The sequence below is a fragment of the Variovorax sp. PDC80 genome (assembly GCF_900115375.1).
GTDB lineage: Bacteria > Pseudomonadota > Gammaproteobacteria > Burkholderiales > Burkholderiaceae_C > Variovorax.
This window is the reverse complement of record NZ_FOWG01000004.1, coordinates 165,960-190,533: the sequence shown is the minus strand read 5'-3', so window position 1 is coordinate 190,533 and position 24,574 is coordinate 165,960. Positions and strand designations below refer to the sequence as shown.

Genomic DNA, 24,574 nt, shown 5'->3' with positions numbered 1-24,574 from the left:
CACGATTCCACGACAGGTACCGCGATGACTTCCAAGCAAAGCTTCCATGCGCTCGTGGCCGGCCTGACCGCCGAGCTCGCCGGCCGGCCGCTGGACGCCGACCTCGACCGCTGGCTCAACACCCACCACGGCGCCGGCAGCCCCACCTTCGCGCAGCTCAGCGCCGCCTGCCGCCAGGGCGTGGCCGAAGGCTGGCTCTGCGAGCGCGAAGGCGGCGGCATCAGGTACGGCCGCGTCTTCAAGGCCGAGGACGCGCTGCACCGCTTCTCGGTCGACGTGGTCGACATGCAGGACATCGCCGGCCCGCACCACACCCATCCCCAGGGCGAGATCGACCTGATCATGCCGCTGGACGACAGCCCCGCCGCCAGCTTCGACGGCCGGCCCGCGGGCTGGTGCGTCTACGGCCCCGGCAGCGCGCACCGCCCGACCGTCGCGCAAGGGCGCGCGCTCGTTCTCTATCTCCTGCCCGAAGGGCAGATCAAGTTCACCGTATGAGGCACTCCCCCAGGCTTGCCCACTTCGTGTGGCCGCCAACCCCCTCGCCGGGGGCAACACCAGCGGCCCGGCAAAGCCGGTTCCGCGCTGTTCCCCGAATCTGCACACATCGAGAGCCCATCGAATGACCGAGCTTCTTCCCAATCACGTCGCCGGCCGCTGGCAAAGCGGCTCGGGCGCCGGCACGCCCCTCTTCGACCCGGTGCTCGGCACCGAGCTCGTGCGCGTCGACGCCACCGGGCTCGACCTGCCCGGGGCCTTCGCGTTCGCCCGCGAACAGGGCGGCCAGGCGCTGCGCGCCCTCACCTACCGCGAGCGCGCCGGCCTGCTGGCCGCCGTCGTCAAGGTGCTGCAGGCCAACCGCGATGCCTACTACGAGATCGCGACCGCGAACTCGGGCACGGTGAAGAACGACTCGGCCGTCGACATCGACGGCGCGATCTTCACGCTGGGCCAGTACGCGAAATGGGGCGACGCGCTCGGCGACGTGCGCGCTCTGCGCGACGGCGAGGCCGCCAGGCTCGGCAAGGAGCCGCTGTTCCAGTCGCAGCACCTGCAGGTGCCCACGCATGGCGTGGCGCTGTTCATCAACGCCTTCAACTTCCCCTCGTGGGGCCTGTGGGAGAAGGCCGCGCCCGCGCTGCTCTCGGGCGTGCCGGTGATCGTGAAGCCGGCCACCGCCACCGCCTGGCTCACGCAGCGCATGGTCAAGGACGTGGTCGACGCGGGCGTGCTGCCCGCGGGCGCGCTGTCGGTGATCTGCGGCAGCTCGGCCGGCCTGATGGACCAGCTCCAGCCCTTCGACGTGGTCTCGTTCACCGGCTCGGCCGACACCGCCGCGCTGATCCGCTCGCACGACGCGGTGGCGCGGCGCTCGGTGCGCGTGAACATCGAGGCCGACAGCCTCAACAGCGCGCTGCTGCTGCCCGGCGCCGCGCCCGGCAGCGAGGCCTTCGGCCTGCTGGTGCGCGAGGTGGTGCGCGAGATGACGGTGAAGGCGGGCCAGAAGTGCACCGCGATCCGCCGCATCCTCGTGCCGGCCGAGCTCTACGACGCCGCCGCCGAGGCGATCGGCGCCAAGCTCGCGGGCGTGAGCGTGGGCAACCCGCGCAACGAGGGCGTGCGCATGGGCTCGCTGGTGAGCCGCGCGCAGCTGGCCGCGGTGCGCGAGGGCCTCGATGCGCTCGCCGCGCAGACCCAGGTGCTGCACGATGGCCGCGACCGCCCGCTGGTCGATGCCGACCCGGCCGTGGCCGCCTGCATCGGCCCGGTGCTGCTGGGCGCGCGCGACGCCGACGCGGCGCGGCAGGTGCACGACATCGAGGTCTTCGGCCCGGTCGCCACGCTGCTGCCCTACCGCGACACGGCCCATGCCTTCGCCCTCGCCCACCGCGGCCAGGGCTCGCTCGTGACCTCGCTGTACGGCGCCGACGAGACGGCGCTCGCGCAGGCGGCGGTCGAACTCGCGGCCAGCCATGGCCGCGTGCACGTGATCACGCCCGAGGTGGCGCAGGCCCAGACCGGCCACGGCAACGTGATGCCGATGTCGCTGCACGGCGGCCCGGGCCGCGCGGGCGGCGGCGCCGAACTCGGCGGCCTGCGCGCGCTGGACTTCTACCACCGCCGCAGCGCGGTGCAGGCGGGCAACGGCGTGCTCGCCGCCCTGGGGCTTTAGCCGCCCCTCTATCTAGATACCGACGCAGCGCCCCCACAGAGGCCCCAAGGAGACACACGATGAGCCTGCCACCCCGCTTCAACTTCGCCGAGCACCTGTTCGCGCTCAACCGCGAACGCGCCGCGCGCACCGCCTACGTCGACGACCGCGGCACGCTGAGCTACGGCCAGCTCGAGGAACGCGCGCGCCGCCTGGCCGCGGCGCTCAAGGCCGCGGGCCTGCGCCGCGAGGAACGCGTGCTGCTCTTGATGCTCGACGGCAATGATTGGCCCGTGAGCTTCCTCGGCTGCCTCTATGCCGGCATCGTGCCGGTGGCCGTCAACACGCTGCTCACGCCCGAGGACTACGCCTACATGCTCGACCACAGCCGCGCGCAGGCCGCGCTGGTGTCGGGCGCGTTGCTGCCGGTGCTGCAGGAAGCGATGGCACGCGGCGGCCACGAGCTGCACACGCTGCTGGTGTCGCAACCGGCGGGCGCGCTGCCCGAGGGCGCGCAGGACTTCGAGGCCGCGCTCGCCGCCGCCGAGCCGCTGGCCACGCCCGCGCTCACGGCCTCCGACGATCCCGGCTTCTGGCTCTACTCCTCGGGTTCCACCGGCAAGCCCAAGGGCACGGTGCACACGCAGGCCAACCTCTGGTGGACCGCCGAGCTCTACGGCAAGCCGGTGCTGGGCCTGACCGAGAACGACGTCTGCTTCTCGGCCGCCAAGATGTACTTCGCCTACGGCCTGGGCAATGCGCTGACCTTCCCGCTGTCGGTCGGTGCCACCGTGGTGCTGATGGCCGAGCGCCCCACGCCCGACGCCACCTTCCGCCGCTGGGTGGAGCACAAGCCCACGGTCTTCTTCGGCGCGCCCACCGGCTTCGCGGGCATGCTCGCCTCGCCGAAGCTGCCAGCGCGCGAGGCGGTGGCGTTGCGCATGTGCTCGTCGGCCGGCGAAGCCCTGCCCGGCGAGATCGCGCAGCGCTTCAAGACGCACTTCGGTTGCGACATCATCGACGGCATCGGCTCCACCGAGATGCTGCACATCTTCATCTCGAACCGGCCCGACGACGTGCGCTACGGCACCACGGGCAAGCCGGTCGAGGGCTACGAGGTCGAGCTGCGCGGCGAGGACGGCCGCGCGGTGCCCGACGGCGAGGTCGGCGACCTCTACATCCGCGGCCCGAGCTCGGCGCTGATGTACTGGACCAACCGCGAGAAGTCGCGCGAGACCTTCCAGGGCGGCTGGACCAAGAGCGGCGACAAGTACACGCGCGACGCCGACGGCTACTTCACCTATGCGGGCCGCAGCGACGACATGCTCAAGGTCAGCGGCATCTACGTCTCGCCCTTCGAGGTCGAGGCCACGCTGATGCAGCACCCGGCCGTGCTCGAGGCCGCGGTGATCGGCAAGGAGGACGGCGAGGGCCTCACGAAGACCAAGGCCTTCGTGGTGCTCAAGGACGGCGGCACCACCACCGAGGACGAGCTCAAGGCCTTCGTGAAGGAACGCCTCGCGCCCTACAAGTACCCGCGCTTCCTCGAGTTCGTGGCCGAGCTGCCGAAGACCGCGACCGGCAAGATCCAGCGCTTCCGGCTGCGCGAGCGCGAGAAGCAGGCATGAGGCACGCTCCATCTTGCTCCCTCCCCCTCTGGGGGAGGGCCGGGGTGGGGGCATCGGCCTTCGCATGCGCAAGGCCTGTGCGATCGCCGCGCGCCCCCATCCCGACCTTCCCCCAACGGGGGAAGGAGCAACAGCCATGAACGCCGACTTCGCCACCATCGACTGGCGCGGCCGCGCGGTGCGCATCGAGTGCCAGTGGATCGCGCCCGGGCGCGGCGACGCGCCGCTGCTCGTGTTCCTGCACGAGGGCCTGGGCTCGGTCGCGATGTGGAAGGACTTCCCCGCGCGCCTGTGCGAAGCGGCCGGCGTGCGCGGCCTGGTGTTCTCGCGTCCCGGCTACGGCCGCTCCACGCCGCGTGCCGAGGACGAGATCTGGGACGTGGACTTCATGCACCGCCAGGCGCACGAGGTGCTGCCCGCGCTGTTCGCCGCGCTCGCGCTCGACGGCGAGCAGCCCTGGCTGTTCGGCCACAGCGACGGCGGCTCGATCTCGCTGCTCTACGCCGCGCGTTTCCCCGACCGCGTCGCGGGCCTGGTCGTGCTCGCGCCGCACATCTTCGTGGAAGACGTGACGGTGGCGAACATCGAGCTCGCGCGCACCGCCTACCTCGGCACCGACCTGCCGCAGAAACTCGGCCGCTACCACGACAGCGCCGACTCGGCCTTCTGGGGCTGGAACCGCATCTGGCTGCATCCGCCGTTCCGCGACTGGAACATCGAGGCCGAGCTCGACGCGATCCGCTGCCCCGTGCTCGCCGTGCAGGGCCTCGGCGACGAGTACGGCAGCCTCGCGCAGATCCGCGGCATCGCCGCGCGCGTGCCCGGTTGCGAGCTGCTCGAGATCCCCGAATGCGGGCATTCCCCGCATCGCGATCAGCCGGATCGTGTCATCGTCGCGGCCACTTCGTTCATCACCAAAAACAGGAGACAAAGCTCATGACCATTCGCCACACCACCCGCCTCGCGCTGACCGCGCTGTCCTTCGCCGCGCTGTGCACGGCCGCCTCGGCCCAGGGCACGGGCAAGCTCAAGGTCGGCCTGATGCTGCCCTACAGCGGCACCTTCACCGCGCTGGGCGTGGCGATCGAGAACGGCTTCAAGCTCTACGTCGACGAGCAGGGCGGCAAGCTCGCGGGCCGCGAGATCGAGTACTTCAAGGTCGACGACGAGTCCGATCCCGCCAAGGCCACCGACAACGTCAACAAGCTGATCAAGCGCGACAACGTCGACGTGATCGTGGGCACCGTGCACTCGGGCGTGGCGATGGCCATGGCCAAGGCCGCCAAGGAGAGCGGCACCGTGCTGATCGTGCCCAATGCCGGCGCCGACGCCGTCACCGGCCCGATGTGCGCGCCCAACATCTTCCGCAGCTCGTTCAGCAACTGGCAGCCGGCCTACGCCATGGGCGAAGTGGCGGCCAAGCAGCAGGGCAAGAAGAAGGTCATGACCATCACCTGGAAGTACGCGGCCGGTGAGGAGTCGGTCAACGGCTTCAAGGAAGGCTTCGAGAAGGCCGGCGGCAAGGTCGACAAGCAGCTCACGCTGCCGTTCCCGAACGTGGAGTTCCAGGCCCTGCTGACCGAGATCGCGGCGGCCAAGCCCGATGCGGTGTATGCCTTCTTCGCGGGCGGCGGCGCGGTCAAGTTCGTCAAGGACTACCAGGCCGCGGGCCTGAACAAGACCATCCCGCTGTACGGCCCGGGCTTCCTGACCGACGGCACGCTCGAGGCGCAGGGCGAATCGGCGCAGGGCATGCTCACCACGCTGCACTACGCCGACGGCCTGAACACGCCGCGCGACACCGCCTTCCGCACCGCCTACGCCAAGACCTTCAAGCTGCAGCCCGACGTGTACGCGGTGCAGGGCTACGACGCCGCGCAGATGCTGGGCGTGGGCCTGGCCGCCACCAAGGGCGACATCACGAAGAAGGCCGACTTCGCGGCCGCGGTCGAGAAGGCGAAGATCGACAGCCCGCGCGGCACCTTCACGGTCAGCAAGTCGCACAACCCGGTGCAGGACATCTATCTGCGCAAGGTGGAGGGCAAGGAGAACAAGCTGGTGAGCACGGCGATCAAGGGTCTCGCAGACCCCGCACGCGGCTGCCGCATGTAACCCACCCCCGTCCCTCGCTCGCTTCGTGCAGCTCGACGCCCCCCTCGAGGGGGCGACACCTGCGGACCGGCCAAGCCGGATCCGCGGTGTCTCCCGAACATCGCGGCGCTTCGCGCCTGCTTCTCCAGCCCAACCCGGATGACCTAACGTGGACTTCGGCACCTTCCTCGTCCAGTGCCTGAACTCGGTTCAGTACGGACTGCTGCTCTTTCTCGTGGCCTCGGGCCTGACGCTGATCTTCGGGATCATGGGCGTGATCAACCTCGCGCACGGCAGCTTCTACATGATCGGCGCCTACATGGCGTTCTCGCTGGCGCCGCTGTTCGGCGACCAGTTCCTGCTGATGCTGGTGGCCGGCGTGGTGCTCGCCGCCATCTTCGGCTACCTGCTCGAGTGGGCCTTCTTCAGCTACCTCTACCAGCGCGACCACCTGCAGCAGGTGCTCATGACCTACGGCCTGATCCTGGTGTTCGAGGAACTGCGCTCGATCCTGGTGGGCAACGACGTGCACGGCGTGAAGGTGCCGGCCTGGCTCGACGGCAGCTTCGCGCTGGGCAGCGTGATGAGCTATCCCTGGTACCGCCTGTTCGCCTCGGCCGCCTGCATCGTGCTGGCGCTGGCGCTGTACTGGGTGGTCAACCGCACGCGCCTGGGCATGATGATCCGCGCCGGCGCGAGCAACCGCGACATGGTGCGCGGCCTGGGCATCGACGTGAAGCGGCTCTACCGCATCGTCTTCGCCGCCGGCGTGGCGCTCGCGGCGCTGGCCGGCATGATCGCCGCGCCGATGTCCTCGGTCTATCCCAACATGGGCGCGAGCGTGCTGATCATCTGCTTCGTGCTGGTGGTGATCGGCGGCATCGGCTCGATCACCGGCGCGCTCGTCGCCTCGCTGCTGGTGGGCTTCGTCGACACCTTCGGCAAGGTGTTCTTCGCCGACTTGAGCGGCATCGGCATCTACCTGCTGATGGCGATCGTGCTGATCTGGAAGCCCGAGGGGCTGATGGGACGGCGTCCATGAGTTCGATCCCCAGGACCTCCACGCGCATGATTGCCTCCACGCCCTCCTCTTCACCCGCCCGGAACGCCGGCTCGTTCGGCGGCGCGGCGCTGCCGCTGGCCTGCGCGCTGGCCATCGGCATCGCCGGCCCGCTGCTGGGCAACTACGCATCGGACTTCATCGTCAAGGTGATGATCCTGTCGATCTTCGCGCTGAGCCTCGAGCTGCTGGTCGGCATGACCGGCCTCGTGAGCCTGGGCCACGCGGCCTTCTACGGCATCGGCGCCTACGTCACGGTGCTGGCCTCGGGCGCCGAGGGCGGCAACTTCGCGCTGCTGCTGCCCGCGGCCATGGGCGCGGCCGGGCTCTATGCCCTGTTCGTCGGCGCGCTGAGCCTGCGCACGCGCGGCGTCTACTTCATCATGGTGACGCTGGCCTTCGCGCAGATGGCCTTCTTCGTGTTCCACGACACCAAGGTCGGCGGCGGCAGCGACGGCATCTACCTCTACGTGCGCCCGGCCCTCGGCGCGCTCGACCTCGAGAACCGCACGGTGCTGTTCTACGTGGTGCTGGCGTCGCTGGTGTTCACCTACGCGCTGCTCGCGCTGCTGCGCCGCTCGCGCTTCGGCGCGGCGCTCGCGGGCATCCGCGTCAACGAGCAGCGCATGCGCGCGGCGGGCTTCCCCACCTACGCCTACAAGCTCGCGGCCTTCGTGCTGGCCGGTGCGCTCGCCGGTCTCGCGGGCTTCCTGTTGGCCTCGCGCGACGGCGTGGTCAATCCCGAGCTGATGGCCTGGCACAACTCGGGCGAGGTGCTGCTGATGGTGATCCTCGGCGGCCTGGGCCACCTGCGCGGCGCGGTGATCGGCGCCATCGCCTTCACGCTGCTCAAGGAGATCTTCTCGACCCACGCGCTGCTCGGGCCGCTGGCCGACCACTGGCAGCTCACGCTGGGGCTGACCATCATCGTGTTCGTGGCGCTGCTGCCCAAGGGCCTGATCGGGCTGGTGCAGCGGCTGTCGCCGAGGAGCGGGGCATGAACGCACGCATGAACGATTCGGTGCTGCTGTCCGTCGAGGGACTCACCCGCCGATTCGGCGGCCTGGTCGCGGTCAACGCGGTCACGCTCGACCTGCACGTGGGCGAGGTGCATGCGGTGATCGGCACCAACGGCGCGGGCAAGTCGACCCTGATCAACATGCTCTCGGGCGAGATCGAGGCCTCGGCCGGCCGCATCCGCCTCGACGGCGAGGACATCACGACGCGCGCGCAGTTCCGCCGCGCGCTCGCGGGCGTGGGCCGCAGCTACCAGCGCACCACCATCTTCCCGGAGTTCAGCGTGCACGAGAACTGCCGCCTCGCGGCGCAGGCGGCCACGCCGCGACCCTGGGCGATCTGGCAGCCGTCGCGCGGCTGCGCCGCGAGCTCGGCCTCGGCCGACGCGGCGCTCGAGGCCGCGGGCCTCGCCGCCGAGGCGCACCGCATCGCCGGCACGCTGAGCCACGGCGCGCAGCGCCAGCTCGAGGTGGCGATGTGCCTGGCCACGCATCCGCGCGTGCTGCTGCTCGACGAGCCGCTGGCCGGCATGGGCGCGGAGGAGACCGACCGCATGCTGAACCTGCTCGCGCAGCTCAAGGCCACGCACGCCATCCTGCTGGTGGAGCACGACATGGACGCGGTGTTCCGCGTGGCCGACCGCATCACGGTGATGGTCAACGGCACGGTGATCGCCACCGGCAGCCCCGACGCGATCCGCGAGAACCCCGAAGTCCGCACCGCCTACCTGGGAGAGGAACACTGATGCTCAACGTCAAGGACCTCAACACCTACTACGGCAACAGCCACATCCTGCGCGGCGTGCATGCCGAGATCCCGGCCGCGACCTCGGTCGGCCTGCTGGGGCGCAACGGCATGGGCAAGACCACGCTGATCCGCACGATCATGGGCTACGTGCGCCCCGCCTCGGGCGAGGTGCAGGTCGACGGCCGCACGGTCACGGGCCTGCCGCCCGAGAAGATGGCGCGCCTGGGCATCGGCTACGTGCCCGAGGGCCGCGGCATCTTCCCCAACCTCTCGGTGCGCGAGAACCTCGTGATGAGCGAGCGCGCGGGCATCGACGGCCAGCGCGCCTGGACCTTCGAGCGCGTGATGGCCACCTTCCCGCGGCTGGCCGAGCGCTTGTCGCACGGCGGCCAGCAGCTCTCGGGCGGCGAGCAGCAGATGCTGTCGATCGGCCGCGCGCTGATGACCAACCCGCGCCTGCTGATCCTCGACGAAGCCACCGAGGGCCTCGCGCCGCTGATCGTGGCCGAGATCTGGCGCGTGATCGAGCAGATCCGCCAGACCGGCATCGCCACCCTGATCGTGGACCGCGACTACCGCAAGGTGCTCGCCCACACCGAGCTCGCGGTGGTGATGGAGAAGGGCCAGATCGTGCGCCAGGGTGCCTCGGGCGCGCTGCTCGCGCAGCCGCAGGCGCTGGAGGCGCTGCTCGGGGTCTGAAGGCCCGCCGCCATGACGCGCGAGATCAGCCTGCTCGACACCACGGGCAAGCCGTTGCGCATGGACGGCCGGCTGCTGCTGAACGCGGGCGCCACGCCGTGGCAGGGCTTCGCCTTCGAGGTGCGCGCGATGATCGGCGACGGCGAGAACCCGGCCTGCTACAACCCGCATCCGCTGATCGGGCTGTGCGTGCGCGGCCATCTGAGCGGCGTCATGACGCAGGGCCGGCGTTCGCACCGCATCGAGACGCGCGCGGGCAGCATGAGCATCTTCGAGCGGGGCTACGAGGTCGACCGCGCGAGCTGGACCGGCTGCCTCGAGGAGATGATCGCGATCGAGATCCGCCCCGAGGCGCTGCGCAGCCTCATGCCCGAGAGCGACGGCGAGCTGCACCTGCAGACCCAGCTGTCGACCACCGATGCCACCTTGCAGCTGCTGGCCACCGCCATGCGCGACGAGATCGAGCGCGGCTGCAGCTCGGGCCGGCTGCATGCGCAGGGGCTGTCGATGGCGCTCGCGAGCTACCTGCAGGGCCGCTACGGCTGCGCGCGCAGCACGCAGCGACCGCGCGGCCGGCTCTCGCAGGCCGACCTGCGCCGCGTCTACGACTGGGTGATGGCGCACCTGGCCGAGGACTTCGGCATCGACACGCTCGCGGCCGAGCTGCAGATGAGCGCGGTGCACTTCACGCGGCTGTTCCGCGCCAGCACCGGCGCCACACCCTATCGCTACGTGATGGAGCAGCGCGTGCGGCAGGCACTCGCGCTGCTCGACGGCCCGCTCGCGCTGGCCGAGATCGCGCACGCGGTGGGCTTCTCGAGCCAGGCGCATTTCACGCAGGTTTTCCGCCAGCTCGTGGGCAGCACGCCCGCGCGCACGCGTGCATCGCGGGTAAGTCCGAGGGCCGGTTGAGGGAATCCTGCAAGCGCTGATCGCATGTCGATAGACCGTGCGAGGCACGCTCGGCACATTCGATGTCTGCCAACACAGGAGACAGAAGATGCGCCACCACAACAGATCCCACACCCGTTCCGTTCCACCCTCCATCGCCCTGCTGTGCCTCGCCGCGGCCGCCGCGCTCTCGGCCTGCGGCGGCAGCGGCTCGTCGAACACCGTGCTGCCGATCGTGCCGGCCGCGCCGCCACCCGCGGCACCGGTCGCGCTGACGTGCGACGACAGCCTCAAGACCGCGTTCAAGCCCGATGCCAACACCACCGTGCGGCTGGTGAAGCAGTTCAGGAAGGGCGACGACCTCAACCTCGACGGCAAGGCCACCGGCACGCTCGCGGCCAGCGACCTGTGCATGGTCAAGCTCAACGTCGGGCCGGGCCACGCCGGTCCCGCCGGCGCGCCTTCGACCTCGCCGGGCATCGGCATCGAGGTCTGGCTGCCCGCCAAGGCCGCGTGGAACCAGCGCGTGCGCGTGCTCGGCGGCGGCGGCTTCGCGGGCGAACCCTCGATCAGCGCGCTCGACCGCATCGGCAACGCCGGCGGCATCGATGCGCCTTCGCGCGTGGCCGGCACCGAGGGCTCGGTCAGCGCCATCACCGACACCGGCCATGCCTCGTCGAGCCCCGTGGCCGGCACCGACGGCGCCTTCGCGATGAACCCCGACGGCACCGTCAACACCGCGCTGTGGACCGACTTCGCGAGCCGCGGCATCCACGAGATGGCGGTCAAGGCCAAGGCGCTCGCGGCCGGCTTCTACGGCGATGCGCCGAAGTACTCGTACTGGGACGGCTGCTCCACCGGCGGGCGCCAGGGCCACATGCAGGCGCAGGTCAATCCCGACGACTTCGACGGCATCCTCGCGGGCAACAGCGCGATCAACTGGAGCACCTTCATCACGGCCGAGCTCTATCCGCAGGTCGTGATGCAGCGCGACCTCGGCGGCACGCCGCTCACGCCCGAGCAGGCCACGCTGGTGTCCTCGGCCGCGGTCAGCGCCTGCGACAGCCAGCTCACCGGCAAGCACGAGGGCTTCATCAGCGATCCCGCCGCCTGCCGCTACGACCCGGTGCAGGACAAGGCCGTGCTGTGCACCGCCAGCGGCGGCAGCAATGCCACCGCGGCCTGCCTGAGCACCGCGCAGGCGCAGGCCGTCAACAAGATCTGGTACGGCCAGACCCGCGACGGCAGCGCCCCCGCGGCCGCAGGCGACATCGGCTACGGCCCCACGCTGGCGTCGAACCAGCTCTGGTACGGCCCCACGCGCGGCACCGCGCTCTCGGGCCTGGCCAGCTCGGCCGGCGGCGTGCCCGCGCCCTTCCCCATCGCCGTGCACCAGGTCGCGCTGAACCTGCAGGACCCGACGCTCGCCACGCCCGACTTCATCAACGCCACCGGCAACGGCGCCGACCGCTGGAAGGGCCTGGGCTACGCGCAGCTCGCCAACGCTAGCGACCGCGGCAAGGCGCTGCAGGGTGCGTTCGCGAACATCAATGCCGACAACCCCGACCTCGCGCGCTTCCGCGACCGCGGCGCCAAGATGCTGACCTACCACGGCCTGGCCGACCAGGTGATCCCGAACTCGGGCACCGCCCACTACTACGAGCGCGCGGCCGGCGCGATGGGCGGCATCGATGCGCTGCAGAAGTTCTACCGCTACCTCGAGATCCCCGCGATGGGCCATTGCATGGGCGTGGGCTCGGTCGACGGCCTGCCCGGCACCAGCCCCGCGGCCAACCCGCCGCTGCCCGCGCCGAACCAGCTGTTCACCGCGCTCACCGACTGGGTCGAGAAGGGCATCCCGCCCGAGAACCTCGTGCTGCGCAACGGCGACAAGTCGCTCGCGCGACCGCTGTGCACCTATCCGAAGAAGATCGCGTACCTGGGCGGGGACACGTCGAAGGCGGAGAGCTTCGCCTGCCGCTGAGCGGCGCGCTCAAGCCTTGTCAGGCCACGCGGTGCTTGACGATCGTGGGCTCGATGGCCGGCGCCGGCCACAGCGCGAGGTGGTAACGGTCCTCGCCCTCGAGCCCGCCCTCGGACAGCGTCGCGAGCCCCGCGTAGCAGGCGCGCACGCGGTAGGTGCCCGGCGCGATCGCTATGCGCGCCGCATCCGGAAAGTAGTCGGTGCAACCCGCGATCGCGAGGCGCCCGCTCGCCGTCGCGAGCGTGCATTCGACGATGTGCTCCCAGGCATCGGCAGCGAGCGGCGGCGCGGCCTCGAGGATCTCGAGCGTGACCGGCACGTTCATGTTGCGCGCCGTGCCGATGCCGACCACGCCGGGCGCGGTCGCGAGCATGCGCTCCACGGCCTCGTCGCTCCATGCATCGGAAAGATCGCCTTCGGCGGATTCGTCCTGGATGTAGAACTGAAAGTAGTCGGCGAAGAGCTGGAAGGTGTGCATGCATCGGTCTCCGGTGGAGACGAAGCGTAGCGCGTCCCGGTGAAAGTCCGGTGGCGCACCGGGTTTCACCTCTGTGCTGCGACAGCGCGACAGCCGAATGATGTCCGGCTGCGCGGCCGCGCTCCGATCTTCCGGCGGCCGCTCGCCATCGCGAGGTCGAGCATGCCTTCCCTGCAATCGCGCCACATCGACAACGTCTATTCGATCGCCACCGGCACCGCGCTGGCCGATCCGGCGACCAGCCTGGTCCACAAGTCGTGGGCGCGCTGCGTGCGCGACCATGGCCTCGATCCCTCGCGGCCCACGCCCGCGCGCATCCTGCCGGCGCACGAGGTGCGCGCGCACCAGCAGCAGCTCGAGCACTTCCTGTGCACCGCGCGCGCGGGCATGGAGGACATCTACCGCCGCGTGGCCGACCTCGGCTACATGGTGCTGCTGACCGATGCCGAGGGCATCACGGTCGACTACATCGGCAATCCGGCCTGGGACGACCAGCTGCGCAAGGCCGGCCTCTACCTCGGCGCCGACTGGAACGAGGCCCATGCGGGCACCTGCGGCGTGGGCACCTGCCTGGTCGAGCAGGCACCGATGACCTGCCACCAGACCGAGCACTTCGACGCCACCCACATCGCGCTGACCTGCACCACCGCGCCGCTGTTCGACCATGGCGGGCGGCTCACGGCGGTGCTCGACGTGTCGGCGCTGCATTCGCCCGAGGCCAAGGAGAGCCAGCACCTGGTGCGGCACCTGGTCGCGATCTACGCGCGCATGATCGAGGACGCCGATTTCCTGCGCCACTTCCGCGGCCACTGGGTGCTGCGGCTGGGCAGCGCCTTCGGCCTGGTCGACGTCGCCGGCGAGCTGATGCTCGCGCTCGACGAGGCGGGCACGGTGGTCGGCGCGAACAGCAGCGCGCGGCGGCTGTTCGCGGCCCATCCGGTCGGCACCGGCGTGGCCGAGCTGCTGCGCATGCCGCTCGATGCGATCTGGCGCCTGGGCGCGAGCGCATCGGCCATGCCCTTCGCCCACACGGTGCTGCTGCCGGACGGCGGCGAGTACCACGCCTCGCTGCTCGCGCCGCGCGTGACGCGCCGCACCGCCGCGCCGGTGGCGCCCGCCGAGCGCAAGACCCCGCATGGCGTCGACCGGCTGCCGCCGCTCGAGGGCATCGCGGGCGACGATCCCGCGATGCAGTCGCTGCTCGCGCAGGCGCGCCGGCTGGTCGACCGCGGCATCCACGTGCTGATCGAGGGCGAGACCGGCAGCGGCAAGGAGGTGCTGGCGCGCGCGCTGCACGGCGCGAGCCGCCGCGCGGCCCTGCCCTTCGTGGCCGTGAACTGCGCGGCCATTCCCGATTCGCTGATCGAGAGCGAGCTGTTCGGCTACCTGCCCGGCACTTTCACCGGTGGCCGCAGCAAGGGCATGAAGGGCCTGATCGCGCAGGCCGACCGCGGCACGCTGTTCCTCGACGAGATCGGCGACATGCCGATGGCCCTGCAGACACGGCTGCTGCGCGTGCTGTCGGAGGGCGAGGTGCTGCCGCTGGGCGGCGACGCGCCGCAGCGCGTGGACCTCGCGGTGGTGGCCGCCACGCACCGGGGCCTGAGTGAACTCGTCGCGGCAGGCCGCTTCCGCGAGGACCTCTACTACCGCCTGTGCGGCGCCGTGCTGAAGCTGCCGCCGCTGCGCGAGCGCGGTGATCGGCGCCACATGATCGACCGCCTGTTCGCCGAGGAGGCCACGGCCATGGATTCGAACGCGCGGCTGTCGGGAGAAGCGATCGAAGCGCTGATGGCGCACCGCTGGCCCGGCAACCTGCGCGAGCTGCGCAACGTGCTGCGGCTCGCGCTGGCGTTGTGCACGGGGCGCGAAGTGAGGGTGGAGGACCTGCGGCTGCCCGAGCGTGTTGCGGCGGCGATGCCCGCGGCGGCCGTGATCGACGCGGCCGAGGACACGGCCGCCGAATCGGAGCGGTTGCTCGCGGCGCTGCGCCAGCACCGCTGGCGCGTCGCGCAGGCGGCCGATGCGCTGGGCCTGAGCCGCGCCACCGTGTACCGGCACATGAAGCGGCTCGGCATCGTCGCGCCCCGGCGCGGCTGATCGCACACGGCTACAGCGCGGTCCATGCGTTCGATTCGTAGCAGGCCTTCAGTCGCTCGTGCAGCGGATGCGACACCGAGAACTCGGTCGCATCGATGCGCCGCAGCGGCCGCACCGTGTCGGGCACGTTGGTCCAGAAAGCCAGCTCGAAATCCTTGATCTCGTCGATGCGGATGTCGCGCTCGACGAAGGGAATGCCATGCGAGCGCATGCCCAGCCGCAGCAGGTGGATGGCACCGCCGGGCAGCGCGGGCGCGGTCGGCAGCACCACGCGGCGCCCGTCGTAGAAGCCGACGTTCCACGTGCTTCCCTCCGAGATGCTGCGCCGTGCGTCGAGGAACAGCGCGTCGTCGAAACCCGCCGCCTGCGCGAGCTTGCGGTGGTGGAACAGGCCGAAGGTGCCGACGTGCTTGACCTCGGGCAGCACGCGCTCGTGCTGCACCGAGCGCACGGCGCGCGGCGGCGGCGCCTCGGCCGCGAGCGGCGACTGGGTGACGAACACGCCGGCGGGCATCGGCTTGGTGAGGTCGGCGAAGCCCGCCACGCGCGGGAAGACGTTGATGCGCACCAGCCAGGTCCGGTCGTCGTCGGGCACGGCCTCGCGCACCAGCCGGCGCACCCGCTCGCCCTCGAGCTCGCTGCCGAACAAGAGCCGCGTGCTGCGGTCCAGCCGGGCCAGCTGGAAGTCCAGCCCCTGCACGCTGCGCCGGCGGATGCGCATGGTGCTGAAGTGCCCGTAGTTGGCGAGCGCCATCGCGCGCAGGTCGCCGACCGAGGGCGGCTCGCCGTCGATACGGCCCACGGCCGGTGCGGGTGCGGGTGCGGGCGCATCGGCCGCGCTGGCGCCGCCCATGGCCGACAGGCCCGCGGCGAGCATCGCGCGACGCCCGAGGAAGGAAGCGTTCTCGAATCGCATCTCAAGCTCCTGCAGTTGGAAAACCCTGGCGCGCGCCGGCCCAGGCATCGACGAGAAAGGCCAGCACCGCGGCATTGAAGTTCTGCGCCTGTTCGAAGTACGGCGAATGCCCCGCGGCCGCGATCTCGGCCACGCGGCTGCCCTCGACCTGGCGCGCGATGTCGCGCACCACCGCGGGCGTGACCACGCGGTCCTCGGCACCGACCACGAACAGCGTCGGGCAGCACAGGCGTTGCAGGTCGTCGAGCGCGAGCAGCTGCTGCGGCGCGAACAGCGCTGCGAGACGCTCGCCCCATCCCGGGCCGCCGCGGCCGGCCGCGGCGCCGTGCACCGCGGGATTGAACTGGTTGATCTGCCGGTACAGCCAGGCCATCGCGGGCCGCTCGCGCACGAAGGCCGGGCTCAGCGCGCGGTCCTCGAGCTCGGTCGCCGCCACCTCGCCGAGGAAGGCCGCGACGTTGGCCAGCATCCGCGGATGGTCGATCGCCAGCGGCGAGTCGCAGCAGGCGAAGGCCCACACCCGCTCGGGATGGCGCAGCGCGAGCCGCGCGCCGGTCATGCCGCCGAGCGACTGGCACACCAGCGCGGCGCTGTCGATGCCCTCGGCATCGAGGACCGCGAGCGCATCGGCCACCAGCGCCTCGTGCCCGAAGGCCTCGAGCGGCGCGACCGAACGGCCGAAGCAGCGCGCGTCGAACGCGATGCAGGTGAAGCGCTGTGAGAACGCGGGAACCTGCTGCCACCAGGTCGCGGCATTCGATCCCGCACCATGGCAGAACAAGAGTGCCGGCCCCTGGCCCGTGCGCTCGTAATAGATGTCGACGCCGCCGGAATGCACAAAGCTCATGCCGATGCTCCTCGCGCGGCGCTCATTCGGGCCGCACGCCGATGCGGCGCGCGAGCGTGCGGTAGCGCTCGGCCTCGGCGGCCAGGAAGCGCGCGGCCTCGGCCAGGCTCATGCGCTCGGACACCTGCGAGCCCGAGGCCTCGAGGGTCGTGCGCACCTGCGGGTCGGCCAGGCTCGCCTGCAGCGCCTTGTGCAGGCGCTCGACCACGGCCTCGGGCGTGCCCTTGCGCACCATCGGCCCGGCCCAGGCACCGGCCTCGTAGTCGGCGGCGACGCGGCTTTCCGCGAAGGTCGGCACGTTCTTCATCTGCGCGAGGCGCTGCTTCGAGGCGACCGCGAGGATCTTGAGCCGGCCGGTCTCGGCCAGCCCCAGGTAGCCGGTGGTGAAGGGCATCAGCGCGAAGTCGAGGTTGGCGCCGCCCAGGTCCTGGATCAGCGGCGCGCCACCGCTGTAGGGCACGTGCATGACCCTGGCATCCATGCGCGCGGCCAGGTCCTCGGCCGCGAGATGGAACATCGAGCCCACGCCCACGCTGCCGTAGGTCAGCGGCTGCGCGGCGGAAGAGCGCGCGAGCGCCGCGAAGGCATCGAGGTCGTCGGCCGCGAGCGCCTTGCGCGTCACCAGCACCAGCGGGTTGTTGGTGGCCGGCGAGACCAGCACGAAGTCCTCGAGCCTGAGCTTCACCGCGGCGCGTGCGAGCGGCGCGAGGATGACTTCGTTGGGCGAGCCCTGCAGCACCGTGTAGCCGTCGGCCGGCGCGTTCAGCACCTTCTGCGCGGCCAGCGCGCCGCCCACGCCGCCGAGGTTCTCCACCAGCACCGGCTGGCCCAGCTCGCGTGCCATGCGCGGCGCGATGGCGCGGGCGATCACGTCGGCCGGGCCGCCCGCGGGATAGGGCACGACCCAGTTCACCGGCCTGGCGGGCCAGGCCTGCGCACCCGCGACCAGGGGAAGCACCGCGAGGCCGATGGCCAGGCGGCGCGCGATCCATGTGAGGCTCATCTCGAACTCCGGCTGTGGTTGACGTGGGAGCGGATGCTACAAACGCGGTCCCGCGCGGCACAGGACCTTTTCAGCCACTCGGGGTACACAATCCGCCAAGCCCATGATCCGCTTCGACCTCTACCTGCCACATGGCGGCCTGCCCGGCAGCGTCTTCGGTGCCATCGACATCCTGCGCGAAGTGAACTCGCTGGCGCGTGCGCGCGCGGGGCGGCGCATCGACGCGCCGGTGGCCTGGCGGCTGCTCGGGCCCGACGGCGGACCGCATGCGATGCGGCGCCTCGCGTTCCAGTCGGACGAGGAGGCGAAGCGCTCGCGCCGCGCGCCCGCCACCGCGCTCGCGGTGGTGCCGCCGCTGATGATGGTGACCATTCCCGGCCTGCGCCGGCTGGTGGCGCAGAACGCCGCGCTCTGCGCGCAGCTCGCGAGCCGCCACGCGGCCGGCGACTGGATCGGTGCCTGCGGCACCGGCCTGTGGCTGGCCGGGCGCGCGGGACTGCTCGCGCACCAGCCGGTGCCGCTGTCGTGGCTCTACCAGTCGGGCTTCGCGCACGACTTCCCCGACACGCCGATCCACAGCGAGACCCCGTTGACGCTCGGCCCGCACATGGTGCTGGCGGCCACGCCCGACCTGATGCATGCGATGGTGCTCAAGCTGCTCGACGGCGTCGGCCTGTCGGACCTCGCCGCGGCCTGCCGCGACAAGTTCCTCGCCAACCCCGAACGCCAGCACCTGGTGCTCGACATCCCCGAGCAGGTGGTGGGCACCTCGCGCGATGCGCCGCTGCACCGCGCCATCGCCTTCATCGAGGCCAACGCGGGCCGGCCGCTGACGGTGGCCGAGATGGCCTCGGCCGCGGCGGTCAGCGAACGCACGCTGGTGCGGCTGTTCGCGCGCCACATCGAGCGTTCGCCGATCCAGTTCCTGCACGAGCTGCGCGTGAAGCGCGCGCGCATGTGGCTCGAGGCCACCTGGCGCTCGATGCACGAGATCGCCGACGCCTCGGGCTACGCGGACGTCTCGACCTTCCGCCGCACCTTCAAGCGCATCGCCGGCATGAGCCCGTCGGAATACCGCGAGCGCTACACGGTGCGCACGCCGCGCGCGGTGTGGCAGTTGCAGGCTTTCGACGACGTGCTGGCGCCGGGCAAGGGAAAGCCGGCGGCCCGCCCATGAAAAAAGCCCGCACCCTGGCGGGCGCGGGCTTGTCGCGGAGTGGACGCGATCAGTCGACCAGGCCCAGGTGCAGGAAGCCAGCTTTCGCCGTGCCGCGCTCGCCGATCAGCAGCTCGAGCCGCTTCGAACGCATTGCGACGTAGGCATCCCCGCCCTGCGTCGCCGAGCGCATGCCCAGCGGACCGTAGGAAGGTTGGGGCGCCAGGGTGAGATCGGCCTGCGTGGTGATGGCGCCGATCGAGGTCGACAGCGTGTACTTCGAGCCGGCCGCCACGGCGACGTCGGTCGAGCCGTCGGCCGACCAGCCCCTGCTGCTGAAGTCGGCGTAGTCCAGTGCGGCCGGCACGCCCACCGCCAGCACCTGGGAGTTGTAGGTCGACGGACCCGCGCTCAGGTACACGGTTTCGCCGCCGAAGTCGGCGAGCGCGAAGCGGCCGAACAGGCTGCCGTCGACGGCGCTCTTCATCATCCACAGCCCGGGCTGCTGCGGGTCGGGCTCGATGTTGCTGACGGACACGTCGGCGCTCGGGCAGCGTTCGATCTTGTAGACGGTCAGGCTGAGGCACTGCTTCATCACCTTGCCGCCGCCCGAGACCTGGATCTGCGTGATCGTCGACTCCTTGCCCGTGGCCGAGTAGTCGATGCGGCCGCGGTCGTAGGTGCCGTCGAGCTTGCCCTGCTGAAGGACCAGCGCGCGCGACGCGATGAAGGGGAACGGTTCGTAGGTGGTCGGCGACTTGTAGCCCACCGCGAACGGAAGCGAGCCGACGATGTTGTCGCCGAGGCCGCGCAGCGCGAGGACGCTGCTCTTGCTGCGGCTGCTCTGCACCTTCCAGTAGCCGTCGCTCGACGCGCCCGCGGTCAGGGTGCCCGAGCTCGCATCGCCCGCCGTGTCGGTCAGGGTGTAGGTGGCCTTGTCGAAATCGATGGCGAGCACCTGGCGCGAGCCGTTGGCCGCGTACACGGTGTAGCGGCCGTTGCGGTAATCGCCGTTGCCGACCGAGAAGCTCAGTTCCTTGCGGCGGTTGCCCGATGCGCTGGCCGTCAGCTTGAACTCGGCGCTGCCCGTCGCATTGGGGTTCTTGAAGCGCGACAGCCATTGCGAGCCGGAGGTATCGACCTCGACGCGCTGGGCCGCGCCATCGCGGCTGTCCGCGGTCCAGGTGATCTCGCTGCCATCGCTGGACTTGACCGTCACGAGCTGGCCCGGCGCCACCTGGTACTTGCCCGCACCGTCGGGATTCGCCGCGCTGCCGTCGACCTCGACGGACAGCTTGGCTTCCGACTCGGCGGGCGTCTGCGGCACCACGGCGAACGGCAGCCCGCCGCCACCACCTCCCCCACCACCACCGCATCCCGCGATGACCGCCGCCAGTGCCGTGGCGCACAGGGCCATTGTTGTCGTGCTCCTCATTTCCTCATCTCTTTCTGTTGGATTGACTCGTTGCCCCGCCGACCTCGTCGGCAGACGGCGGCCAAATCTATCCGCGACGGAATACTTTCGCATCACCATGAAACGTGGTCGTCGCCCTGCGGCAACGCTCCTCCCAATGGGTGATTGAAGGGACTTCGCAAAGGCGTCGGGGCCGTCTCGCCGTCTCATCCGCGTCGCATCGGGAGCACGACAACGCACCCCACCCGCGACAAAACCCCCGCCAAGTCCTTGATCCACCGTGCGCCACCCCACGGCACGAAAGCTGCGCAACGCAACCCGCGCCGTCCGCGGCGCAGCGTTCGTTCTCATCCATTCATACACGGAGACATTCGATGACCGCATCCACCGCCGCCCCCACGCGGGCTGCCGCCACCTGGCTGGCCGACTTCGGCGCCGCGCTCGCGCGCAACGACGTCGAGGCCACGGTCGCGCTGTTCGAGGCCGAGGGCTTCTGGCGCGACCTCGTGGCCTTCACCTGGAACATCCGCACGCAGGAAGGCGCGGGCGCGATCCGCGCGATGCTGGCGGCGCGGCTGGCCGACACGCAGCCCTCGAACTTCGCGCTCGAGGGCGAGGCCAGCGAGGCCGACGGGGTGACCGAGGCCTGGTTCACGTTCGAGACCCGGGTGGCGCGCGGCCGCGGCCATCTGCGGTTGCGCGGCGGCAAGGCCTGGACGCTGCTGACCACCATGACCGAGCTCAAGGGCTTCGAGGAGAAGACCGGCGCGAACCGCATCAAGGGCGCGGAGCACGGCGTGCACAAGGGCCGCCAGAGCTGGCTCGAGAAGCGCGAGGAGGAAGCGCGCAAGCTGGGCTACACCGAGCAGCCCGAGGTGGTGATCGTGGGCGGCGGCCAGGGCGGGATCGCGCTCGGCGCGCGGCTGCGCCGGCTCGGCGTGCCCACGATCATCATCGAGCGCAACGCGCGCGCGGGGGACTCCTGGCGCAACCGCTACAAGTCGCTGTGCCTGCACGACCCGGTCTGGTACGACCACCTGCCCTACATGCCCTTCCCCGACGACTGGCCGGTGTTCGCGCCCAAGGACAAGGTCGGCGACTGGCTCGAGATGTACACCAAGGTGATGGAGCTCAACTACTGGAGCTCGACCACGGCGAAGAAGGCGCGCTTCGACGAGGCCACGCAGCGCTGGGAAGTGCGCGTGGAACGCGAGGGCAAGGAGGTGGTGCTGCGGCCGAAGCAGCTGGTGTTCGCGCTCGGCGTGTCGGGCTACCCGAACGTGCCCGTGCTCGCGGGCGCCGAGAACTTCCAGGGCGACCAGCACCATTCGAGCAAGCACCCCGGGCCCGAGGCCTACGCGGGCAAGAAGTGCGTGGTGCTGGGCTCGAACAACTCGGCGCACGACATCTGCGCCGCGCTGTGGGAGCACGGCGCCGACGTGACCATGATCCAGCGCTCGTCGACCCACATCGCGCCCTCCGACTCGCTGATGGAACTGGCGCTCGGCGGCCTGTATTCCGAGCAGGCGGTGAAGAGCGGCATCGACCACCACAAGGCCGACCTGATCTTCGCCTCGGTGCCCTACCAGGTGATGCACACCTTCCACATCCCGGTCTACGACGAGATGAAGAAGCGCGATGCCGACCTTTATGCGCGGCTGGAGAAGGCGGGCTTCCTGCTCGACTTCGGCGCCGACGGCTCGGGCCTGTTCATGAAGTACCTGCGGCGCGGCTCGGGCTACTACATCGATGTGGGCGCCTCGGAGCTGGTGGCCAACGGCAGCGTGAAGCTCAGGAGCGGCGTGAACATCGAGCGCGTGAACGAACGCTCGGTGACGCTGACCGACGGCAGCGAGCTGCCGGCCGACCTGCTGGTCTATGCCACCGGCTACGGCTCGATGAACGGCTGGCTGGCCGACCTGATCTCGCCCGAGGTCGCCGACCGGGTCGGCAAGTGCTGGGGCCTGGGCTCCGACACGCCGAAGGATCCCGGCCCGTGGGAGGGCGAGCTGCGCAACATGTGGAAGCCGACGCAGGTGCCGAACCTCTGGATCCACGGCGGCAACCTGCACCAGTCGCGCCACTACTCGCAGTTCCTCGCGCTGCAGCTCAAGGCGCGCGCCGAAGGGCTCGACACGCCGGTGTACGAACTCGCGCCCTCGCACCACCGGCGCTGAGGCGCGCGGCGCCCGGAACTTTTCAGCCGTCGATGCGGCGGCGCAGGCCGTCGAGATCGGTCACGGTGATGCCGCCGTACTCGATGCGCAGCAGACCGGCCGATGCCAGCCGCCGCAACGCCGCGTTGCAGCGCTGGCGCGACAGGCCCGAGAGGTTGGCGATCTCCTCCTGGGACACCTCCAGGTGCGGATCGCTGCCCGGATGCAGCCACTCGTGGAACAGGCCGACGAGCGCGCGCGCGACCTGGCTGTCGGTGTCCAGCAGGTGGTGGGCGGCGAAGTTGCCGAGGAACCAGTGCATGCGCTCGTTGATCTGGCGCAGCAGGAAGTCGTCGAAGCTGCGGTGCGTGGCGCGCAGCCAGTCGAAGGTCTCCAGCGGCATCAGCGCCACCCGGCTGGGGCGCAGCGCGATGATGTCCGCGGTGCGCGGCACGCCGCGCAGCAGCGTGCCTTCGCCGAACCAGCTGCCGGTCGACAGGCCGCCCAGGGTGACCGAGCGCCCGTCGGGCGAGCTCACGCACCACTTGAGCAGGCCGTCGATGGTGCCGTACCAGTGCAGCGGGGTGTCGCCGCAGCGGCACAGCGCGGCGCCAGTCGCCACCTCGACCTCGCGCATCTCCTCGAGCACGCGCTCGCCGGCGGCCACGCCGAGCTGCGGAAACCAGGCCGAGCCCTGCAGCAGTTGAGCCAGGGTCAGCGAGGCGGGGGGAGGAACAGGCCGGGCAGCGGGCATCTTCTCTCGAGGCTCAGGGCAGGTCCTTGACGCGCTGCAGCTCGGCCTGCGCCTCGCGCAGCTTGTCCTCGCGGCGCGCGATCTTGTCGCGATCGCCCTTGCGGCGTGCCTCGGCCAGCTCGCGTTCGCGCTGCGCGACCTTGCGTTCCTCGCCACGGATGCGCTCCTGGTGGCGCGCGGCCAGCCTGGCGTCGCTGCAGTTGCGGCGCACCTCGGCCAGCGCGCGCTCGAGGCCGCGCACGCGGTGGTCCTGGCCTTGCGCCTTGGCGGCTTCGATGTCGCGGGAAATGGCCTCGCGCTTGGCGGCGCAGCCCGCCTCGGGACCGCCCTGCGCGAAGGCCTGGCCCGATGCGAGGACCGCGGCGGCCGCGAGGATCAGCGATGACAGTTTCATGAGCGCTCCTTGTTGTGGATGAATGCGAACGACAGGGGCGACTGTAGTCCCTGCACGCCGCGTAAACCCTGCCCCCGAATGTCGTCGCGATGACTGAGTGCGCTGCCCGCGCCAAAAATAATGGCGCGCTCCACGAAGGACTCCAGGAACCCCGCCATGTCGAAGCGCAAAGTGATCGTGACCATCGCCCCCACCGGCGGCATGGCGCACAAGTCCCAGAACCCCCACCTCCCCACCCAGCCTGCCGAGATCGCGGCCGACGTGCTGCGCTGCTGGAACGCCGGCGCCAGCGTGGCGGCGATCCATGCGCGCCGCCCCGACGATGGCGCGACCTGCGACGCCGGGGTCTACCGCGAGATCAACAGCCGCATCCGCGCGGGCGGCTGCGACATCGTGCTCAACAACTCCACAGGCGGCGGCGTGCACGGCGACATGGTCAAGCCGCTGGCCGGCGACCGCTGGGAGATCGCGTGGGAGGAACGCATCAAGGGCATGGACGCGGGCGCCGAGATGTGCACGCTCGACGCCACCACGCTGAACCTCAGCTTCGAGGGCAGGCAGATCCTGATGGACACGCCGATCACGCGCGGGCGCGAGCTCGCCGCCGGCATGAAGGCGCGCGGCATCAAGCCCGAATGGGAGGTGTTCAGCCCCACGCACATCCTGCAGGACGCGACCACGCTGATCGGCGAGGGCCATGACGACGAGCCCTACTTCATCAACCTGGTGATGAACGTGCACCGCAACTTCCAGAACGCGATGCCCTACTCGCCACGCTTCCTGCAGATGATGGTCGACACGCTGCCCAAGGGCAGCATCTTCGGCGTCAGCGGCATCGGCACCTCGCAGCTCGAGGCCAACGTGGCCGCGCTGCTGCTGGGCGGCCATGCGCGCGTCGGCCTCGAGGACAACCTCTACTTCCGCCAGGGCGAGCTGGCCACCAACGTGCAGCTCACCGAGCGCATCGTGCGCGTGATCCGCGAGCTCGACATGGAAGTGGCGACGCCCGCCGAGGCACGCCAGCTCATGGGCCTGCCGCGCGTGGGCACGCCGCGGCCCGAGTTCGCGCTCGGCTGAACCGGCACCC

At 70.8% G+C, this 24,574-nt stretch carries 23 protein-coding genes; 15 read left to right on the top strand and 8 right to left on the bottom strand.

What is annotated here, in order from left to right:
- The first annotated feature begins 24 nt into the window (after positions 1–24).
- The 11 genes from BM109_RS14320 (at position 25) to BM109_RS14270 (ending at position 12,269) form a co-directional block, all read left to right on the top strand.
- Positions 25–498, top strand: a complete 474-nt coding sequence (locus BM109_RS14320) for a DUF4863 family protein (RefSeq protein ID WP_093343731.1) — start codon at positions 25–27, stop codon at positions 496–498.
- 124 nt (positions 499–622) lie between these two features.
- A complete protein-coding gene (locus tag BM109_RS14315) occupies positions 623–2,173 on the top strand; it encodes a 3,4-dehydroadipyl-CoA semialdehyde dehydrogenase (RefSeq protein ID WP_093343730.1) in 1,551 nt (516 codons plus the stop codon).
- 59 nt (positions 2,174–2,232) lie between these two features.
- On the top strand, positions 2,233–3,780 hold the full coding sequence (locus tag BM109_RS14310) for a benzoate-CoA ligase family protein (RefSeq protein WP_093343728.1): 1,548 nt from the start codon (positions 2,233–2,235) through the stop codon (positions 3,778–3,780).
- 136 nt (positions 3,781–3,916) lie between these two features.
- Positions 3,917–4,720 (top strand): alpha/beta fold hydrolase, encoded by an 804-nt coding sequence (locus tag BM109_RS14305; RefSeq protein WP_093343727.1) that lies wholly within the window; start codon positions 3,917–3,919, stop codon positions 4,718–4,720.
- Positions 4,717–5,892: an ABC transporter substrate-binding protein gene (locus tag BM109_RS14300; RefSeq protein WP_093343725.1), complete on the top strand. Its 1,176-nt coding sequence runs from the start codon at positions 4,717–4,719 to the stop codon at positions 5,890–5,892. Before BM109_RS14305 ends, BM109_RS14300 begins: the two co-directional genes overlap by 4 nt.
- Before the next feature lie 148 nt (positions 5,893–6,040).
- Positions 6,041–6,913: a branched-chain amino acid ABC transporter permease gene (locus BM109_RS14295; RefSeq protein ID WP_093343724.1), complete on the top strand. Its 873-nt coding sequence runs from the start codon at positions 6,041–6,043 to the stop codon at positions 6,911–6,913.
- A complete protein-coding gene (locus BM109_RS14290; protein ID WP_371268809.1) occupies positions 6,910–7,932 on the top strand; it encodes a branched-chain amino acid ABC transporter permease in 1,023 nt (340 codons plus the stop codon). The genes BM109_RS14295 and BM109_RS14290 overlap by 4 nt, the downstream gene beginning before the upstream one ends.
- Before the next feature lie 8 nt (positions 7,933–7,940).
- A complete protein-coding gene (locus BM109_RS14285) occupies positions 7,941–8,693 on the top strand; it encodes an ABC transporter ATP-binding protein (RefSeq protein WP_093343723.1) in 753 nt (250 codons plus the stop codon).
- A complete protein-coding gene (locus BM109_RS14280; RefSeq protein WP_057595313.1) occupies positions 8,693–9,394 on the top strand; it encodes an ABC transporter ATP-binding protein in 702 nt (233 codons plus the stop codon). Before BM109_RS14285 ends, BM109_RS14280 begins: the two co-directional genes overlap by 1 nt.
- 12 nt (positions 9,395–9,406) lie before the next feature.
- Entirely contained in the window at positions 9,407–10,306 is a 900-nt protein-coding gene (locus tag BM109_RS14275) for a helix-turn-helix domain-containing protein (protein WP_093343721.1), read from the top strand.
- Positions 10,307–10,394: 88 nt separating this feature from the next.
- Positions 10,395–12,269: a tannase/feruloyl esterase family alpha/beta hydrolase gene (locus tag BM109_RS14270; RefSeq protein WP_093343720.1), complete on the top strand. Its 1,875-nt coding sequence runs from the start codon at positions 10,395–10,397 to the stop codon at positions 12,267–12,269.
- 19 nt (positions 12,270–12,288) lie between these two features.
- Here BM109_RS14270 and BM109_RS14265 read toward each other — a convergent pair whose 3' ends face one another.
- Positions 12,289–12,747 carry a hypothetical protein gene (locus BM109_RS14265; protein ID WP_093343718.1) on the bottom strand — a complete coding sequence of 153 codons (459 nt, stop codon included), beginning with the start codon at positions 12,745–12,747 and terminating at the stop codon, positions 12,289–12,291.
- A gap of 162 nt (positions 12,748–12,909) precedes the next feature.
- Here BM109_RS14265 and BM109_RS14260 point away from each other — a divergent pair, with 162 nt between their 5' ends.
- Positions 12,910–14,847 (top strand): sigma-54-dependent Fis family transcriptional regulator, encoded by a 1,938-nt coding sequence (locus BM109_RS14260; RefSeq protein ID WP_093343717.1) that lies wholly within the window; start codon positions 12,910–12,912, stop codon positions 14,845–14,847.
- 10 nt (positions 14,848–14,857) lie between these two features.
- Here BM109_RS14260 and BM109_RS14255 read toward each other — a convergent pair whose 3' ends face one another.
- The 3 genes from BM109_RS14255 to BM109_RS14245 are packed head-to-tail and all read right to left on the bottom strand — an operon-like array spanning position 14,858 to position 17,613.
- Positions 14,858–15,763: an aminotransferase class IV gene (locus BM109_RS14255; protein WP_177239344.1), complete on the bottom strand. Its 906-nt coding sequence runs from the start codon at positions 15,761–15,763 to the stop codon at positions 14,858–14,860.
- 1 nt (position 15,764) lies between these two features.
- The gene (locus tag BM109_RS14250; RefSeq protein WP_093343714.1) at positions 15,765–16,610 is read right to left on the bottom strand and encodes an alpha/beta fold hydrolase; all 846 of its coding nucleotides are present in this window, start codon (positions 16,608–16,610) and stop codon (positions 15,765–15,767) included.
- Positions 16,611–16,632: 22 nt separating this feature from the next.
- Positions 16,633–17,613: a tripartite tricarboxylate transporter substrate binding protein gene (locus BM109_RS14245; protein WP_093343712.1), complete on the bottom strand. Its 981-nt coding sequence runs from the start codon at positions 17,611–17,613 to the stop codon at positions 16,633–16,635.
- Positions 17,614–17,716: 103 nt separating this feature from the next.
- Between BM109_RS14245 and BM109_RS14240 the strand changes: the two genes are divergently transcribed.
- Complete coding sequence (locus tag BM109_RS14240) at positions 17,717–18,790, top strand: GlxA family transcriptional regulator (protein WP_093343711.1); 1,074 nt, start codon at positions 17,717–17,719, stop codon at positions 18,788–18,790.
- A gap of 49 nt (positions 18,791–18,839) precedes the next feature.
- On the opposite strand, the gene BM109_RS14235 is transcribed toward BM109_RS14240, so the two are convergent.
- Positions 18,840–20,186 (bottom strand): hypothetical protein, encoded by a 1,347-nt coding sequence (locus tag BM109_RS14235; protein WP_143129163.1) that lies wholly within the window; start codon positions 20,184–20,186, stop codon positions 18,840–18,842.
- A 371-nt stretch (positions 20,187–20,557) separates the two neighbouring features.
- Between BM109_RS14235 and BM109_RS14230 the strand changes: the two genes are divergently transcribed.
- Positions 20,558–22,360 (top strand): NAD(P)/FAD-dependent oxidoreductase, encoded by a 1,803-nt coding sequence (locus tag BM109_RS14230; protein ID WP_093343708.1) that lies wholly within the window; start codon positions 20,558–20,560, stop codon positions 22,358–22,360.
- Positions 22,361–22,382: 22 nt separating this feature from the next.
- On the opposite strand, the gene BM109_RS14225 is transcribed toward BM109_RS14230, so the two are convergent.
- Genes BM109_RS14225 through BM109_RS40755 form a run of 3 tightly spaced genes read right to left on the bottom strand, consistent with a single transcriptional unit; the run spans position 22,383 to position 23,672 of the window.
- A complete protein-coding gene (locus BM109_RS14225; RefSeq protein ID WP_093343707.1) occupies positions 22,383–23,093 on the bottom strand; it encodes a Crp/Fnr family transcriptional regulator in 711 nt (236 codons plus the stop codon).
- 13 nt (positions 23,094–23,106) lie between these two features.
- Entirely contained in the window at positions 23,107–23,487 is a 381-nt protein-coding gene (locus BM109_RS14220) for a DUF1090 domain-containing protein (RefSeq protein ID WP_093343705.1), read from the bottom strand.
- Positions 23,484–23,672: a hypothetical protein gene (locus tag BM109_RS40755; protein ID WP_143129162.1), complete on the bottom strand. Its 189-nt coding sequence runs from the start codon at positions 23,670–23,672 to the stop codon at positions 23,484–23,486. Before BM109_RS40755 ends, BM109_RS14220 begins: the two co-directional genes overlap by 4 nt.
- On the opposite strand from BM109_RS40755, the gene BM109_RS14215 reads away from it, so the two are divergent.
- Positions 23,644–24,564, top strand: coding sequence for a beta-keto acid cleavage family enzyme (locus BM109_RS14215; protein ID WP_093343704.1), 921 nt, complete (start codon positions 23,644–23,646; stop codon positions 24,562–24,564). The genes BM109_RS40755 and BM109_RS14215 overlap by 29 nt on opposite strands.
- Positions 24,565–24,574: the final 10 nt, after the last annotated feature.